The sequence below is a fragment of the Thioclava sp. GXIMD4216 genome, assembly GCF_037949285.1.
GTDB classification, from domain to species: Bacteria; Pseudomonadota; Alphaproteobacteria; order Rhodobacterales; family Rhodobacteraceae; genus Thioclava; species Thioclava litoralis.
The window spans coordinates 1,447,426-1,462,829 of record NZ_CP149926.1; the positions used below are offsets into that span (position 1 = coordinate 1,447,426).

Here is a 15,404-nt window from a genome sequence, read left to right on the forward strand (position 1 = left end):
AGAGGCATGGCCCGGAAGGACAAGGGGCACGGACAAGAGGCACGGACAATGGTCATGGCGGGCGCTTCCGCAATCCGCAGAGATGCGCCGTGGTTTTTCGGGGGAGGACGGTCGCGATGAGTGAGGTTTTGCCGCAAGATCATATGGCTGCCGCCCGTGTCTCATGGCTTGGCATATGGGCTGCGGGACGGGTTGTGCGCCTGATGCAGGCCTATGCCGAGATCCTCCTTTGGGCACCGTTGGCGCTGGCGTCGGGAATCGGGGCGTGGTTTGCGCTGCTGTCGGAGCCGGGGCCATCTGCCTATATATTGGCGGCGGGGCTTATGGTCTGCGCGCTGGCCGCCAGAAGGCGGTTGCCGATGGTGGCATGGTTTCCGGCGGCCTTTCTGGGGCTGATGGCGCTTGGGTTTTGTATGGCGGGGCTGCGGGCGCATCTGGTGCAAGCGCCGGTGCTGTCCTTCCGGTATTACGGTACGGTGGAGGGGCGGGTGCTCGGGCTGGATCGCAGCGCGGCGGACCAGCCCCGATTGTTGCTCGATCAGGTGCGGCTGGACCGTGTCGCTCCCGAGGCCCTGCCCGGACGGGTGCGGGTGTCGCTACATGCCGCGCAGGGTCATCTGGATCTTCGGCCGGGGCAGCGTGTCATGCTGACGGCCCATCTGATGCCGCCCCCGCCACCCGCTGCGCCGGAGGCGTTCGATTTCCGCCGTATCGCCTTTTTTCAGGGGCTTGGTGCCGTGGGCTACAGCCGCGTTCCGGTGATGCTGATTGCTCCGCCACAGGCGGCGGACCTGCTGGCCAACCGTTTGCGCGACCGGCTGTCACAGCTGATCCGGGCCCGCGTTCCGGGGCAGGCCGGTGCCATTGCCAGCGCCATTCTGACGGGGGATCGCTCTGCGCTGTCGCAAGAGACCAACGAGGTGATGCGCAACGCCAATATCTACCATGTGGTGGCGATCTCGGGGCTGCATGTCGGTCTGGTGACGGGGTTGGTCTTTGGCTTCGTGCGGTTCTGTCTGGCGGCACTGGGCCGGCCTGCGCTTTTATGGCCCGCGCGCAAGATTGCCGCCGTGGTGGCGCTTCTGGCCGCTACTTTCTATCTGTGGCTTTCGGGGGGGCAGGTCTCGACCCAGCGGGCATGGGTGATGGCAGCGGTGATGCTGGGGGCGGTGCTTTGTGACCGCCGCGCCCTGAGCCTGCGCAATGTCGCTTTGGCGGCGATCGTTATCTTGCTTGTCACCCCCGAGGCCCTGCTCAATCCCGGCTTCCAGCTGTCCTTCGCGGCCACGACCGCGCTGATTGTCGGGTTGGGGGCATGGACGCGCCACACGAAACGCCTGCCGAAGCTGATCCGTGCGCCGCTGGGGTTTGCGGCCAGCTCGTTGATTGCAGGGCTGGCGACCGCGCCCCTGACCGCAGCCACGTTCCATCGGGTGGCCGATTACGGGCTGGTGGCCAATCTGCTGGCCGTGCCCGCGATGGGGCTGATCATCATGCCGGCGGGGCTGATTGCATTGGCGCTGGCCCCTTTCAGGCTGGCGGCGCCCGCGTTCTGGGTGCTTGGCCTTGGCACGGGCTGGCTGTTGGGAGTGGCGGATATGGTGGCCGGATGGCCCGGATCGGTGACCGCCGTCAAAGCCCCGCCCGAGCAGGTGGTGGCGCTGATGGGGGGCGGGGCGATGCTGTTTGTGCTGTCGCGTCGAACGGGCAGGGTGCTGGCGCTGGCGCTGCTATGTCTGGCGGCGCTGCGCTGGTCTGCCAGTCCGCGTCCGGCGCTGATCGTGGCCCCCGAGGCCGAGCAGGTCGGGCTGATGACACCGCAGGGGCGCGCCCTTTCGCGCGATGGGGCCGGATTTGTGGCGGGTGTTTGGCTGGATGCCGACGGGGATGTCGCGCCGGTTTCCGAGGCTGCGGCACGTCCGGCCTGGGCTGGTGAGGGGGGCGTGCGTGTGGCGCATTGGCAGGGGCGCGATCTGGTGCATCTGACAGGCAAGGCCGCGCCGGACCATCTTGCCTCCTATTGTCATGCCGGTGCGTTGATCGTGATTGCGGCAGCTTTGCCACAAACGCGGCAGGCAGCGCCCGAGGCATGCACGATCTGGGACAGAACGCGTCTGGCACAGACCGGCGCGGTCTCATGGGATCAGGCAGGATCGCTGACCACGGTCAGCGACAAGGTCGGGCGCAGGCTCTGGACCGCGCCCGAGGCGTTTCAGTAGCTGCGGATCAGACCGACCAGACGGCCCTGCACGCGCACCTGATCGCCGCGTAGCATGCGGGTTTCATAGGCGGGATTGGCGGCCTCCAGCGCAATCATGCCGCTGCGGCGGTAGAATTTCTTCAGCGTCGCCTCGGTTTCATCCACCAGCGCCACGACAATCTCGCCATTCTCGGCGGTGGATTGTTCGCGGATCACGACGATATCGCCGTCATTGATGCCCGCCTCGATCATGGAATCCCCGCGCACTTCCAGCGCGTAATGGCGTCCCGCCCCCGCCAGCATCGTGCCCGGAACGGCCACGTGATGCGAGACTTCCGAGATCGCCTCGATCGGCACACCCGCCGCGATCCGGCCCATAACGGGCAGTTCCAATGCGTGGATCGCCTCGATTTCCATCGCCTGTGAGGGGCGTTCGGGCCGCCCGCCTTCAATCACCGAGGGCGAGAAGCCGGATTTGGAAGCCTCGTTCTTTTCCAGGGTTTCCGGCAGTTTCAAAATCTCGATGGCCCGTGCGCGATGCGCCAGACGCCGGATGAAGCCGCGTTCTTCCAATGCGGTGATCAGCCGGTGGATGCCCGACTTCGACCGCAACTCCAGCGCATCTTTCATTTCGTCAAACGAGGGCGGCACCCCATCCTGCTGCAAACGATGGTTAATGAAATTAAGCAATTCCAACTGTTTGCGGGTCAGCATCCGAGTCTCCGGCCAAAAAAATCGCGCATGTCAAGGCATGTTCGTTTAAAGTTCTATCTGTGTTCCTGTTCCGTGTCAATTGCGGAACAGGATTTTCATTTACATCAAAGGCAGATAGCACATCTCCGTTCCCTGTTTGTGCGGCCCGCTGTCGCGTTCGCAAATCAACAGGGCATCGGCTTGGGCAAGGATCGACAGGATCGCACTGTCCTGATTGTCGAAGGGCATGATCACCGGCAGCCCGTCGGGCGCGCTCAGACAGGCGCGCATGTAATGGGTGCGCGGTCCTGTCGGCCCGAGATCACGCCCCAGCACCGCGCGGCGCGGGGTGATCTGCGGATCGCGCCCCTGCATCTTGGCCAGCATCGGCTTCAGGAACAGCTCGGCGCAGACCGTGGCCGAGACCGGATTGCCCGGCAGCCCCAGCAGAACCGCCTCCCCCATCCGTCCCGCCATCAGCGGCTTGCCCGGACGCATGGCGATTTTCCAGAAGCTGCGCTCAAGCCCCAGCTCTGCCGCGACCTCGCCCACCAGATCATGATCGCCCACCGAGGCGCCGCCCGAGGTCACGATCAGATCCGCCCCTTTGGCCAGATCAAAGACCATGCGCAGGCTCTCGCGGTCGTCGCGGGCAATCGGCAGCATCCGCGCGATGCCGCCCATCGCCTCGACCTGAGCGGCCACGATAAAACTATTGGACGAGATGATCTGATCGGGGCCGGGGGTCTCGCCGGGCATGACCAGCTCGTCGCCGGTGGCAATGATTGCCACCACCGGTTTGCGATGCACCTCAAGCTGCGCGACATTCATCGCCGCCAACAGCCCCAGATCGCGCGCATTGAGCGGACGGTCAGGGTGGAAGGGCGCGCCTTTGGCAAAATCCTGCCCCTTGGGGCGGATGTTGCCATTGCCCGACAGGCTGTCCGCCAGCGTGACCCAATCGCCCTCGCGGGTGGTGTTTTCCTGCAAGACCACCACGCCGCCCTCGCGGGGCACGGGGGCACCTGTGAAGATGCGGATCGCCTGACCTTGAGTGATCTCACCCTGATAGCTGCGGCCCGCAGCGGACTCGCCCACCACCTGCAGCTTGGCCGAGGGCAGATGGTCCGCCGCATCGAGCCAATAGCCATCCATCGCCGAGCCCGAGAACGGCGGCTGCGTCAGTCCCGCCGTGACGGGCATGGTCATCACGCGGCCAGCCCCTTCGCGCAGGGGCACGGTTTCAGCCGGTAGGGGCGCAACCAGTGCCAGAACCCGCTCCAGCGCGTCTTCGACAGGTAGCAGGCTCATGCACCCACCTCGTAGCGGCCCGATTTGCCGCCATCCTTCAGCACGACCTCGATCCCCTCGATCCGCATGGATTTCTCGACCGCCTTGAGCATGTCATAGACGGTCAGGCAGGCGACCGACACAGCGGTCAGAGCCTCCATTTCAACGCCGGTCTGGCCGGTGGTCTTCACCGTGGCTTCGACCCGCACACCGGGCAGGGTCTCATCGGGGGTCAGATCCACCGAGACCTTGGTGATCGGCAGCGGGTGGCACAGCGGGATCAGATCGGCGGTGCGTTTGGTGGCCTGAATGCCCGCAATCCGCGCAATCCCCAGCACATCGCCCTTCTTGGTGGTGCCCTGTGTCACATAGGCCAGCGTCTCGGGCGTCATCACCACATGGCCGCGCGCCACGGCCACGCGGGCGGTCACGGGTTTGTCCGAGACATCGACCATATGGGCCTGACCCGCAGCGTCGAAATGCGAGAGGCTCATGGCAGGGTCAGCAGGGCTTTGGTGGCTGCCGCCACATCATCCTGACGCATCAGGCTTTCCCCGATCAGGAAGCGCCGCGCGCCCACACCCGCCATATCGGCCATGTCTTCGGTGGTGAAGATGCCGCTTTCACAGACCAGATCGCGGCCTTCCTCAAGGATCACGGGCGCCAATTCGCGGGTGACATCCAGCGTGACCTCGAAGGTCTTGAGGTTGCGGTTGTTCACCCCCATCAGGGCCGATTTCAGCGCCAATGCACGATCCAGCTCTTCGCGGTTATGCACCTCAAGCAGCACATCCATCCCATAGTCAAAGGCCGCAGCTTCAAGCTCGGCGGCCTGCCCATCCTCGACCGAGGCCAGAATGATCAGGATACAATCGGCGCCCCAAGCACGGGCTTCGGTCACCTGATAGGTGTCATACATGAAGTCCTTGCGCAAAGCGGGCAGGGAACAGGCCGCGCGCGCCTGCCTCAGGAACTCGGGCGCGCCTTGGAAGGACGGCGTATCGGTCAGCACCGAAAGACAGGCCGCGCCGCCTTCCTCATAGGCTTTCGCAAGGCTCGGCGGGTCGAAATCGGGGCGGATGAGGCCCTTGGAGGGCGAGGCTTTCTTGATCTCGGCAATCAGCCCGTACCCCTCGGCGGCTTTTGCAGAGAGCGCCTTGGCAAAGCCACGTGTGGGTGCCTGCGCGCGGGCCTCGGCCTCTAGACCTGCCAGCGGGCGGGCCTGTTTGGCGGCGGCCACTTCTTCCAGCTTATAGGCCTTGATCTTGTCCAGAATGGTGCTCATGCCGTGGCCTCCTGCGTGATCTTGGCAAGCGTCTCGAGGGCGCGCAGCGCGGCCCCGCTGTCGATGGAGTGGGCGGCAATTTCAGCGCCCTCTTTCAGGTTGGCGGCCCGATCGGCCACAACCAAGGCTGCGGCTGCATTCAGCAGCACCGCATCGCGATAGGCGCATGTCTCACCGCCGAAGATCGCGCGGAGCGCGGTGGCATTTTCGGCCGCCGTTCCCCCCACGATATCGCGGAAGGGATGCACGGGAAGGCCTGCATCCTCGGGGTGGATCTCGAATTCGCGGATCTGGTTATTCTCGAGTGCCGCCACGGTGGTCGAACCGGTGATGGTAATCTCGTCGGTGCCATCCGAGCCATAGACGAGCCACGCCTTTTCACTGCCCAGAAGCTGCAAGGTCTCGGCCATCGGCCAGATCAGATCGGGGGCAAAGACACCCGTCAGCTGGCGCTTGACGCCTGCGGGGTTGGTCAGTGGCCCGAGGATGTTGAAAATGGTCTTGCAGCCCAATTCGGCCCGCACAGGCCCCACATGGCGCATGGCGGGGTGATGGACCTGCGCCATCAGAAAGCCGATACCGGCTTCCGCCAGCGATTTCTGCGCAGCTTCCACGCCCGCCATCACATTGATGCCCAGCTCGCCCTGCACGTCCGCCGTCCCCGACTTGGACGAGGCCGCGCGGTTGCCATGTTTGGCCACAGGCACGCCGGCCCCCGCCACCACAAAGGCCGTCGCGGTCGAGATATTCAGCGTGTGCTTGCCATCGCCACCGGTGCCCACGATATCCATCGCCCCCTCGGGCGCGTTAATCGGCACGCAGGCGGCGCGCATGGCAGCCGCCGCTGCGGCATATTCGCTGACGCTTTCGCCGCGCGCGCGCATCGCCATCAGAAGCCCTGCGATCTGGGCAGGCGTTGCCTCGCCCTGAAACAGCAGGGTGAAGGCATGTTCGGCCTGCGCACGGCTGAGCGGTCCCTCGGAGGCCGCAAAGATCAGCGGTTTCATTGCATCGCTCATGCCTCTTGGCCCTTCATGTCTTTCAGCGTCACGCCCGCATCCTCAAGGAAGTTGCGGATCATCTGGTGACCATGTTCCGAGGCAATGGACTCGGGGTGGAATTGCACCCCCTCGATCAGCTTCTCTTTGTGGCGCAGCCCCATGATGGTGCCATCTTCCAGCCAAGCGGTGACCTCTAGGCAATCGGGCAGGGTCTCGCGATCCACCACCAGCGAATGGTAGCGCGTGGCCTGAAGCGGCGAGGGCAGCCCGCGGAACACGCCTTTGCCATTGTGATGGATGGTGCCCATCTTGCCATGCACGATTTCCGTGTGGCGCACGACATCGCCGCCAAAGGCCTCGCCAATCGTTTGCTGGCCCAAGCACACGCCGAATAGCGGCACCCCCGCCTCGAAGGCGGCAAGAGTCAGCGGTACACAGATCCCCGATTGCGCGGGCGTGCCCGGACCGGGCGAGAGCACAAGGGCCTCGGCGCCCATGCCCATCGCCTCTTGGGTGTTCAGCGCGTCATTGCGGACAACTTTTACATCGGCACCGACTTCTCCGAAATAATGCACCAGATTATAGGTGAAGCTGTCATAGTTATCGATAAGAAGTAGCATGTGGTCGCCTATCGCCTTCGGGCCGGTACCGGGGAAGTGTTTTGGCCACGCGGATGCAGGCTTTGCGCTGCGTGGCTGTTTTCCGGGGTGATCCGGGATGGATGTCGCGCTATAGATGCCCGCAGCGTGGCGCGATGGTCAAGGGCGGGACCCATGAATTCGTGTCTCTATGCGGTGAGAATGGCAAGAACGAGGGAGTTTGCCTGATGGTGCGAGGCCTGTTATCCGGAGTTGCAGCCGGAGCCATCGTTTCCGTGCTCGGATTGGGTGCGGTTTCGTTGATGGCCCCCGTGGGCAGGCAGGATGCAGCGCAGCTTCCACAGAGCCTGCCTGCCGGTAACCAGAGCAGCGCAGGACTGACGGGCGAAACGGAGCGTATTGCCGATGGCGCTCGGGCAGGTGGCGCGCCTCAGGCGGCAGGGTCGGGCCAGAGTGCCGGTCATGGCCTCTCTGCCCCATCGGTGCTGTCGCCCGAGCCGTTACCCGTGCCGGACCAGAGCCCGAGTCTGCCGCAGGCGCTTCCGGCCCCCGATGATTCGACCAATGCACCTCCTGCCTTCGGCGAAACGCTGTCTGACCCCGCCGGCGACCGGCATGATGCGCGCATGCCTGCTCCGGTGCAAAACGGGAGCGGAGATGCGGCATTTGCCCGTTTGTCCGATCCGGCCCCGCGTCCGGCGGCAGGGCAGGCCGCGCCGGACCCCAAGGCCGCACAGACCGCCGAGGATGCGCAGGCCACGGCGCCCTCTGCCATCGAACAGATCCCCGTACCGCCTCCGGGCGAGGTGGTGGTGCCCGATCTTCCTGGGGCCGAAGCGGTCGAAGAGCCAAAGGTCGTGCCCCCTGCCGCTTTGGGCCAAACCGAGCCCCGGCCCGCTGCCTCTACCGCGCAGGAGATCGTGCTTCTGCCGGACGGATCGCAGGTCTTGCCGGATGGCCGCGTGCAGAAACCACGGGTCTTTGCCGCTGGTGAACAGCCGCGCCCAAGCGCGGACCCCGCCATTCCCACGGACCGGCTTGCGCATATCGAGGCCCCCTTGGCAGGCGGTCCGGACGCGGGCGGAGCAGGTGACACGCCTGCCTGGCAACGGTTCAGGGCCGGTTTCAGCGCCCCCGCCGACACATCGCTGTTTTCGGTGATGCTGATCGACCGCGGGATCGCGAAAGGCGGGCTGGACGAGACGACCCTGCGTACTCTCGGCTTTCCGGTGACGATCGTGCTGGACCCGTCGCGGGCGGATGCCCGCATGGCGGCGCAGGCCTATCATGCCGCAGGGGTCGAGGTGGCTATCCTGATGACGGGGCTGCCCGAGGCCCCGACCGCACAGGATCTGGATGTCGCAATGGAGGCATGGCGGCAGGCCGTTCCGCAAGCCGTGGCGCTTGTCGAGCCTGTGCAGCCTGTGGTGCAGAACAACCGCCAGCTTGCGCAGCATCTGATGGAGCTGGCGCAGCGCGACGGGCTGGCGCTTGTCACGCAGGACAAGGGCAGCAATGCAACCGACCAGCTTGCGCAAAGCCAGAACTGGCCGGAGGCCAGAATCTGGCGCGTGCTGGATGACGGGCGCGAACGGGCCAGCCGGATCGCGCGCGAACTGGTGCGCGCGGAGTTCGAGGCCAAGCGTGACGGCAAGGCGGTTGTGATGCTGACGGCTTGGCCGGAATCGATTGCCGGTCTGCGTGACTGGGCGGATGGCCAGCATGATGGTGTGGTGCTTTCGCCGGTGACGGCACAGTTTGCAGAGCCGTAGCGCGGCCTACATCGCCGAGAGCGTGGCGAAAATCACGATCATCACCGCCAGAAGCCCCAAGGCCCATAGCGCCCAGACCGGCAGGAACAGGCGGCGCTTATGGCTTTCATGCGGTCTGGCCAGCAGGGGCAGACCAAGCACGATGGTAACGCCCGCTAGAAGGCTGCCAAAGACTTCGAGGGCCTTGAGGACCATCGACATGGGCTCTGTCGCGACGGGAAAGATCTTTGCCAGATCCGCGACATAGACGGCCAGAAACCCCAAGGAGAGCAGGATCGGCGCCCAGAGGGCCTCGGTCCGGCGCATGAACCGGATCCCCATGGCAAGGCTGACCAGCCCGAGCAGGGTCAGAAAAACGTTGAACGCGGCAAGGGTGGTCACGCTATAATCGGGGAAGTGGCGGGTTTCGACAAAACCGCCGGGCACCATAGCGGCCAGATTGAGGGCCGAAAGTACCAGCAAAAAACCGAGGATTTGACTGCGTCGCATGGGAGGCTCCTAGAAATGCTTATGAAAAGAACTGAAAAATATCATAACGCTTAAAACATGGGCATCATTGCGCCGCGCTCTGCCGGACACAAGGGGGCCAGCGGCATTTCGGACATAAAAAAGGCCCGCATAGCGGGCCTTGACGTTCTAGAAGAGCGGCTTAGTTGCGGCCATGCGCAAACAGCCCCGCATCCTCGGCTGCTTTTCGTAACGCTTTGGATTTGTTGACCGTTTCCTCGTATTCCGCCGCCGGATCGCTGTCATAGACCACGCCACCACCGGCTTGGATATACAGCGTCTGGTCCTTGACGACCGCTGTGCGCAGCGCGATGCACATATCCATCTCGCCATTGGCCGCGAAATAGCCCACCCCGCCGCCATAGATGCAGCGTTTCTCGGGTTCCAGCTCGTCGATGATCTGCATCGCGCGCACCTTGGGCGCACCGGAAACGGTGCCCGCCGGCAGACCGGCCAGAAGCGCGGAAAGCGCGTCATGGTCGTCCGAGATCTCGCCGACCACGTTGGAGACGATGTGCATCACGTGGCTGTAACGCTCGATGATGAATTTCTCGGTCGGATGTACCGTGCCGATCTTCGAGACGCGGCCCACATCGTTGCGCCCCAGATCCAGAAGCATCAGATGTTCCGCCAGCTCTTTCTTGTCCGAAAGCAGATCGGCCTCCAAGGCGCGATCCTCCTCGGGGGTGGCTCCGCGTGGACGGGTGCCTGCGATGGGACGGATCGTGACCTCGCTATCGCGCACGCGCACCAGAATTTCCGGCGAGGCACCGACAATCTGGAAGCCACCGAAATTGAGGTAGAACATGAAAGGCGAGGGGTTGGTGCGGCGCAGGGACCGATAGAGCGAGAAGGGCGGCAGTGGGAAATCTGCCGACCAACGCTGGGCGGGCACACATTGGAAGATATCGCCTGCGCGGATATAGTCCTTGGCCTTTTCGACCGCCGCCATATAGCTTTCGCGGGTGAAATTGGACCGCAGCTCGCCCACGGTGAAATTCTCGCCCATCTCGCGCGGCTGGTTGGGGGTGCGATCAAGGTCGCGCAGCGCATCCATCACCCGTTCTGCGGCCTGCGCATAGGCGGCGCGCGCCGACAGCCCCGAGCCGGTCCAGGCTGGCGCACAAAGAATGACCTCGCCCTTCACCCCGTCCAGAACGGCAATCACCGAAGGCCGCATCAGCACCGCATCGGGCACGCCCAGCGGATCGGGGTTCACATCGGGCAGATGCTCGACAAGACGGATCATGTCATAGCCCAGATAGCCGAACAGACCCGCAGCCCCTGGAGGCAGATCCTCGGGCATGTCGATGCGGCTTTCGGCAATCAGCGCCCGCAGGCTGTCCAGCGGATGGCCGTCAAGCGCCTCGAAGGTGTCTTCGAACCGTGCCGAGCGGTTGATGCGGGCCGTCTCGCCACGGCATTCCCAGATGACATCGGGCTTCATCCCGACGAAGGAATAGCGCCCGCGCACCTCGCCACCGGTCACCGATTCCAGCATGAAGCTGTTTTTCGAGGCGTCGGTCAGTTTGAGCATCAGCGAAACGGGCGTATCCAGATCGGCGGCGAGCCGTGCATAGACCAGTTGGTTCTTTCCGTCTTGCCAGCCGGAGTCGAACGCCTCGAAAGACGGGGATAGAGCAACCATGTCGAACCTCCTGAGCTGATGGATTGGCTGGGTTAAGGGTTAGCGCATCTGCGCATTCACGCCACTGATGGCGTTCGAATTGATCTGCATGCCGGCTTCGGACTGCACGGTGCGCGCATAGAGGTCGAGCATGTCATTGGCCAGAGATTGCGAGACCTGATCGCGCAGGCTGTCGACCATCTTGGCATTCTTGTCGCTGGACAGGTCGGGCTGCGAGATCAGCACCGGACGCACCACATAGACCTTGCTGCCATCGGTGACCTTCGCGGCCTCGTTCAGCTTGAGCGTGAAGGCCTTTGCAAGCGCAACCTGCGAGAGGTCCTCCAGATAGCTGCCGCGGCTCAGATTGGGGCTGTCGGTCGTTAGAAGGCCGGTCGCGCTGAGCTGGGTATCGGCCTTGCCGGTGACGGCTTTCACAGCCTCGTCGGCGCGGGCCTGTTTGGCCTCAAGCAGCTTGGCGGCTTCCCAATCGGCTTTGACCTGATCTTTCGATGTATCGAAGGGGATCACGGCGGCGGGCGTCGTGCCATCAAGACGCAGCGCGAAGAGGCCACCGTCTTCCAGTTCGACAATCTCGGGGAAGTCGTCGATTTGGACCGCCTCTGCGGCCTGACGGAAGGCGGCATAGCCTGCCAGACCACCTTCGCTCTGGGGGCCGTAATCCAGCGTGCCCAGTTGCATATCGGTGTCTTTGGCCATGTCTTCCAAGGTCGCGCCGCCTGCCAGATCATCTTCCAGCTTGCTGCGCTCGGCGGCGATCTGGCGGCGTGCCGTTTCGTGGCTGGCCTCGTCCCCGAGCTCCGAGCGGACTTCGTCGAAGCTACGGTTCGTGGCGGCCAGAATGCCGTTCACGCGGAACAGGGCAGGGCCGAGATCGGTCTCGACGGGGCCCACAACGCTGTTTTCGGCGGCGGCAAACACGTCTTTGCCTGCCTTGCCCAGATCGCTTTCGGTCACATCGCCCATATCGGCGTCCTGCAAGGTGAGGCCACGATCCTGTGCCAGCGCGGCGAAATCCTTATCGCCTGCATCCAGTGCCGCGCGCGCGGCCTTGGCGCTCTCCATATCGGGATAGACCAGACGCTCGACAAGGCGGCGCTCGGGTTGCTGGAATTCGTCGATACGCGACTCGTATTCCTTTTTCAGCGCGTCTTCATTGACCTGCACCTTATCCGCAATCATGTCGGGCGAGATCCAGACATAGGTGATCTGTTTCGTCTCGGGCGACATGAATTTGTCGGAATGCTGGTCATGCCATGCTTTCAGCTCGTCCTCGCTGGGCGTGGGCAGCGCGGCGGCCAGATCCTGACGGGTCACTTCGGCCCAGGAGACGGTGCGGGTCTGCGCCATGTAATTCGCATAGGCATTGACCTCGGCATCGGGCGCATGAACCCCCGACGCGATGGCGCTTTGCACGATAGAGCGGGCCATTTCTGCGCGCAGCTTCTGTTCGAACTCGCGTTGCTTCATGCCCTGATTGCGCAGGGCCATCTCGTAGGCGGTGCGGTCGAAATCGCCTGCAGCATTCTGGAAAGCCTGAATCTGTGTGATCCGGTCTGCCAGTTCCTGATCGCTGACCGAAATACCCAGCGTGGCGGCGGCATTTTCAAAAGCGGCCTCACCGAAAAGCTGTCCCTGCACGCGGCGGTCCAGACCCATCATCTGGAATTGCTGGAAGCTCAGCGGTTTGCCCGCCTGCGCCTGCATGGCATTCTGTTCCTGCTGCAAGGCGCGCGCATAGTCATTGGTGCTGATCTTGGTGCCGCCGACAGAGCCGATGCTGGCGGTGCTGCTTCCGAAATTATGCGCCGAAAAGCCGATCAGGCCAATGACGATGAGTCCGAGCAGAACCCAGACAATGGTGTTCTTGCCATGCGTACGCAGCTTATTTGCCATCAGTTCCTCCGCTCGGGGGTATGCCTGTCAGTTTTCTAGGGGGTGTTTAGGCGCAACTCTGCCAGCCCGCAAGCGTTGCAGCGCCGCTCGCGGGGATGTCAGGGCATTGTTTCACAGGGAAACGGCAGAAAGGCGGTCCATCAGCATCGAAATCCCGCCGCGATCGATATTGGCGAAGGCGATGCGGAACTGGCGCTGGCCTGCGGGATCGGTCTCGGGCATGAACATCGTGCCGGGCAGAAGCAGAACGCCCGCCTGCCGCACCAGCTCTTTCGCCGCCTCGGGGGAGGAGAGCGCAAATGGATGCTCGACATAGGCGAAATAGGCCCCGCATCCCATCAGGCGCCAATCGCCCAGCCGCGCGAAGCCTTCGATCATCGCCGCACGGCGCGACAGGATTTCGGCGCGTTCGCCTGCCACCCAGTCGCCCAGATTGCGCATACCCCAGAGCGCGCCGATCTGGCCCAGCTGTCCGGCGCAGATGGCGACCGTATCAAGGAATTTCTCGACTTGGGCCAGACGCGCCTCAGACGCGACCATCGCGCCCACGCGGTGGCCCGTCAGCCGGTAGGCCTTGGAGAAGGAATAGAGATGGATCAGCGTGTCGCCCCAGTCGGGATCGGTAAACAGCTCGTGCGGGCGCGTATCGCGGCTGTCGAAATCGCGATAGGTTTCATCGAGGATCAGCGCGATTTTATGCGCGCGCGCCAGATCCATGAAGGCTTGCACAAGGGCTGGCGGATATTCCACGCCCCCCGGATTATTGGGGGTGATCAGGATGATGGCACGGGTGCGCGGGGTGATTAGCGCGCGCGCCTTTTCGGGGTCGGGCAGCAGATCGGGCCCCGTGGCCAGCGGCACGGCTTTGACCGAGGCCATGTCGCACCACATCTTGTGGTTGAAGTACCACGGCGTCGGCAGGATCACCTCGTCTCCGGGGGCGGCAAGGGTTGCCATCGCGGCGGCAAACGCCTGATTGCAGCCTTGCGTAATGGCGACATGCTCCGCGCGTAACGCACCGCCATAGGCAGCCGACCACTGGCTGGCCAGTTCGGCACGTAACTCGGGCAGCCCCAGAACAGGGCCGTAAAGATGCGCCTCGACCTGTGTCAGCGCCGCCTCGGCAATCGCGCGGCGCAGCCCTTCGGGCGGAGCGGCCACGGGGGCGGCCTGGCTGACATTGATCAGCGGGCGTTCCGGCGGGAAGTCCACCCCTTCAAGCCAGCGCCGCGCCTCCATCACCGGCGGAGCAAAGGTGGCAGCCATAGGCGGGGCAAGGGGCGTGAGCGTCATTTTATCCTCATAAACTTGGCGCCAATGGATCAGCTTGGCCGCATAAGGGCAAGGCCATTCGCCCGATTTCTACGCAAGCCCCGCGATATTCTCGCCCGCAGCCGCGGATCACGGATTTGTACTGAACAAAATACGGGGTCGCGACGTTGAAAGAGCATGGTCCATACGGTGACGGCTCTGCGGCGATTTCGACGCCGGCCTGTGTGGAGGAAGGTCATAACGGAAAGGAGTTGCCCATGCCGTATCTGTCGGGGGTCTTGCGCTGCGTCGCCTATGCGGGAGCTGTTGCCGTGTCGACATGGGCGATCATCGATGTGGTGGGGCATGCCGAAGCACAGCCGACGGGGGTGTTTTTGCCGCTAGGCGATGCACGGGCGGCGCTGGAGGCTGGTCCGACGACATTCCGGCCCGTGATCGTGCTGGCCGATACACCCGACGATCCGGCCTATCAGGTCCAGATGGCCAATCTTCGCTCTGCCAGCAAGGATCTTTCGGCGCGTGATATCGTGGTGCTGTCCGATACCGCCGCGTCAGACAGCGGGGACGGGGGGGCAAACGGGGGGCTGGACCGCACGGGCGGGTTCCGCATCATCGTGATGGGGCGGAACGGGGCGATCCGGTTGAACCAGACCAGCCCGCTTGGCGCAGACCAGCTTATTGCCAGCTTTGACGGGCAATCGGCATAGACCGGAGGAATGACTGACTTTGGTCAGGCATCCGTGCCGCGATAGGGCTGCACATATTGCAGCGCCATATCCCAAGGGAAGAAGATCCATGTGTCCTGGGAAACCTCGGTCACATAGCTGTCAACCATCGGCACCCCCATCGGTTTTGCGTAGATGGTGGCGAAATGCGCCTTGGGGTAGAGCGAGCGCACAAGCTCCAGCGTCCGGCCCGTATCGACCAGATCATCCACGATCAGCACCCCTTCGCCATCCGCCCCCATGATATCGGCCTGCGGCGGCTTGATGACATGCGGTTCGGTGCGCGACTGGTGGTTGTAGCTTTTCACCGAAATCGTATCGACGGTGCGGATATCGAGTTCGCGCGCCATGATCATCGCTGGCACAAGGCCACCGCGCGTAATGCCGACCACCGCCGACCAGTTGCCCTCGATCGGGCCTTTCCCGTCCAGACGCCACGCCAGCGCGCGGGCATCGCGGTGAATCTGGTCCCAGCTGATATGAAAGCCTTTTTCATGGGGCAGACGGGTGGTCATG

At 63.8% G+C, this 15,404-nt stretch carries 14 protein-coding genes; 3 read left to right on the plus strand and 11 right to left on the minus strand.

The genetic code is table 11. From position 1 onward, the window contains the following. The first annotated feature begins 116 nt into the window (after nucleotides 1–116). On the plus strand, nucleotides 117–2,219 hold the full coding sequence (locus WDB88_RS07245; protein ID WP_339107010.1) for a ComEC/Rec2 family competence protein: 2,103 nt from the start codon (nucleotides 117–119) through the stop codon (nucleotides 2,217–2,219). Here the strand turns inward: WDB88_RS07245 and lexA are convergent. From lexA to WDB88_RS07275, 6 genes are all read right to left on the minus strand, one after another. Beyond that, nucleotides 2,213–2,914: a transcriptional repressor LexA gene (gene lexA, locus WDB88_RS07250; RefSeq protein WP_339107011.1), complete on the minus strand. Its 702-nt coding sequence runs from the start codon at nucleotides 2,912–2,914 to the stop codon at nucleotides 2,213–2,215. The genes WDB88_RS07245 and lexA overlap by 7 nt on opposite strands. Before the next feature lie 99 nt (nucleotides 2,915–3,013). Beyond that, nucleotides 3,014–4,204, minus strand: coding sequence for a gephyrin-like molybdotransferase Glp (gene glp / locus WDB88_RS07255; RefSeq protein WP_339107012.1), 1,191 nt, complete (start codon nucleotides 4,202–4,204; stop codon nucleotides 3,014–3,016). Further along, complete coding sequence (moaC, locus tag WDB88_RS07260; RefSeq protein WP_339107013.1) at nucleotides 4,201–4,677, minus strand: cyclic pyranopterin monophosphate synthase MoaC; 477 nt, start codon at nucleotides 4,675–4,677, stop codon at nucleotides 4,201–4,203. Before moaC ends, glp begins: the two co-directional genes overlap by 4 nt. Further along, nucleotides 4,674–5,468 carry an indole-3-glycerol phosphate synthase TrpC gene (trpC, locus tag WDB88_RS07265; protein ID WP_339107014.1) on the minus strand — a complete coding sequence of 265 codons (795 nt, stop codon included), beginning with the start codon at nucleotides 5,466–5,468 and terminating at the stop codon, nucleotides 4,674–4,676. Before trpC ends, moaC begins: the two co-directional genes overlap by 4 nt. Continuing rightward, nucleotides 5,465–6,487, minus strand: a complete 1,023-nt coding sequence (gene trpD / locus WDB88_RS07270) for an anthranilate phosphoribosyltransferase (protein ID WP_339107015.1) — start codon at nucleotides 6,485–6,487, stop codon at nucleotides 5,465–5,467. Before trpD ends, trpC begins: the two co-directional genes overlap by 4 nt. Then, complete coding sequence (locus WDB88_RS07275) at nucleotides 6,484–7,089, minus strand: aminodeoxychorismate/anthranilate synthase component II (RefSeq protein WP_339107016.1); 606 nt, start codon at nucleotides 7,087–7,089, stop codon at nucleotides 6,484–6,486. The genes trpD and WDB88_RS07275 overlap by 4 nt, the downstream gene beginning before the upstream one ends. A gap of 101 nt (nucleotides 7,090–7,190) precedes the next feature. Here WDB88_RS07275 and WDB88_RS07280 point away from each other — a divergent pair, with 101 nt between their 5' ends. Further along, nucleotides 7,191–8,840, plus strand: coding sequence for a divergent polysaccharide deacetylase family protein (locus tag WDB88_RS07280; protein WP_339107017.1), 1,650 nt, complete (start codon nucleotides 7,191–7,193; stop codon nucleotides 8,838–8,840). Between the two features lie 6 nt (nucleotides 8,841–8,846). On the opposite strand, the gene WDB88_RS07285 is transcribed toward WDB88_RS07280, so the two are convergent. The 4 genes from WDB88_RS07285 to WDB88_RS07300 all read right to left on the minus strand — a co-directional run bounded on the left by WDB88_RS07285 (nucleotide 8,847) and on the right by WDB88_RS07300 (nucleotide 14,184). Further along, nucleotides 8,847–9,329 carry a hypothetical protein gene (locus tag WDB88_RS07285; protein ID WP_339107018.1) on the minus strand — a complete coding sequence of 161 codons (483 nt, stop codon included), beginning with the start codon at nucleotides 9,327–9,329 and terminating at the stop codon, nucleotides 8,847–8,849. Between the two features lie 160 nt (nucleotides 9,330–9,489). Next, entirely contained in the window at nucleotides 9,490–10,995 is a 1,506-nt protein-coding gene (gene trpE, locus WDB88_RS07290; protein ID WP_339107019.1) for an anthranilate synthase component I, read from the minus strand. Between the two features lie 39 nt (nucleotides 10,996–11,034). After that, the gene (locus tag WDB88_RS07295; protein WP_339107020.1) at nucleotides 11,035–12,891 is read right to left on the minus strand and encodes a SurA N-terminal domain-containing protein; all 1,857 of its coding nucleotides are present in this window, start codon (nucleotides 12,889–12,891) and stop codon (nucleotides 11,035–11,037) included. Nucleotides 12,892–13,002: 111 nt separating this feature from the next. Beyond that, nucleotides 13,003–14,184, minus strand: coding sequence for an aminotransferase (locus tag WDB88_RS07300; protein ID WP_339107021.1), 1,182 nt, complete (start codon nucleotides 14,182–14,184; stop codon nucleotides 13,003–13,005). Between the two features lie 236 nt (nucleotides 14,185–14,420). Between WDB88_RS07300 and WDB88_RS07305 the strand changes: the two genes are divergently transcribed. Continuing rightward, nucleotides 14,421–14,870: a hypothetical protein gene (locus WDB88_RS07305; RefSeq protein ID WP_339107022.1), complete on the plus strand. Its 450-nt coding sequence runs from the start codon at nucleotides 14,421–14,423 to the stop codon at nucleotides 14,868–14,870. A 23-nt stretch (nucleotides 14,871–14,893) separates the two neighbouring features. On the opposite strand, the gene gpt is transcribed toward WDB88_RS07305, so the two are convergent. Beyond that, nucleotides 14,894–15,403 (minus strand): xanthine phosphoribosyltransferase, encoded by a 510-nt coding sequence (gene gpt / locus WDB88_RS07310; protein ID WP_339107023.1) that lies wholly within the window; start codon nucleotides 15,401–15,403, stop codon nucleotides 14,894–14,896. Nucleotide 15,404: the final 1 nt, after the last annotated feature.

What these genes read in the sequence shown, in the direction of transcription:
- WDB88_RS07280 (WP_339107017.1), top strand. Translation starts at nt 7,191, where the DNA reads ATGTCGCGCTATAGATGCCCGCAGCGTGGCGCGATGGTCAAGGGCGGG.
- WDB88_RS07300 (WP_339107021.1), bottom strand. Translation starts at nt 14,184, where the DNA reads ATGACGCTCACGCCCCTTGCCCCGCCTATGGCTGCCACCTTTGCTCCG.
- WDB88_RS07285 (WP_339107018.1), bottom strand. Translation starts at nt 9,329, where the DNA reads ATGCGACGCAGTCAAATCCTCGGTTTTTTGCTGGTACTTTCGGCCCTC.
- trpD (WP_339107015.1), bottom strand. Translation starts at nt 6,487, where the DNA reads ATGAGCGATGCAATGAAACCGCTGATCTTTGCGGCCTCCGAGGGACCG.
- WDB88_RS07305 (WP_339107022.1), top strand. Translation starts at nt 14,421, where the DNA reads ATGCCGTATCTGTCGGGGGTCTTGCGCTGCGTCGCCTATGCGGGAGCT.
- glp (WP_339107012.1), bottom strand. Translation starts at nt 4,204, where the DNA reads ATGAGCCTGCTACCTGTCGAAGACGCGCTGGAGCGGGTTCTGGCACTG.
- WDB88_RS07275 (WP_339107016.1), bottom strand. Translation starts at nt 7,089, where the DNA reads ATGCTACTTCTTATCGATAACTATGACAGCTTCACCTATAATCTGGTG.
- lexA (WP_339107011.1), bottom strand. Translation starts at nt 2,914, where the DNA reads ATGCTGACCCGCAAACAGTTGGAATTGCTTAATTTCATTAACCATCGT.
- WDB88_RS07245 (WP_339107010.1), top strand. Translation starts at nt 117, where the DNA reads ATGAGTGAGGTTTTGCCGCAAGATCATATGGCTGCCGCCCGTGTCTCA.
- trpE (WP_339107019.1), bottom strand. Translation starts at nt 10,995, where the DNA reads ATGGTTGCTCTATCCCCGTCTTTCGAGGCGTTCGACTCCGGCTGGCAA.
- gpt (WP_339107023.1), bottom strand. Translation starts at nt 15,403, where the DNA reads ATGACCACCCGTCTGCCCCATGAAAAAGGCTTTCATATCAGCTGGGAC.
- trpC (WP_339107014.1), bottom strand. Translation starts at nt 5,468, where the DNA reads ATGAGCACCATTCTGGACAAGATCAAGGCCTATAAGCTGGAAGAAGTG.
- WDB88_RS07295 (WP_339107020.1), bottom strand. Translation starts at nt 12,891, where the DNA reads ATGGCAAATAAGCTGCGTACGCATGGCAAGAACACCATTGTCTGGGTT.
- moaC (WP_339107013.1), bottom strand. Translation starts at nt 4,677, where the DNA reads ATGAGCCTCTCGCATTTCGACGCTGCGGGTCAGGCCCATATGGTCGAT.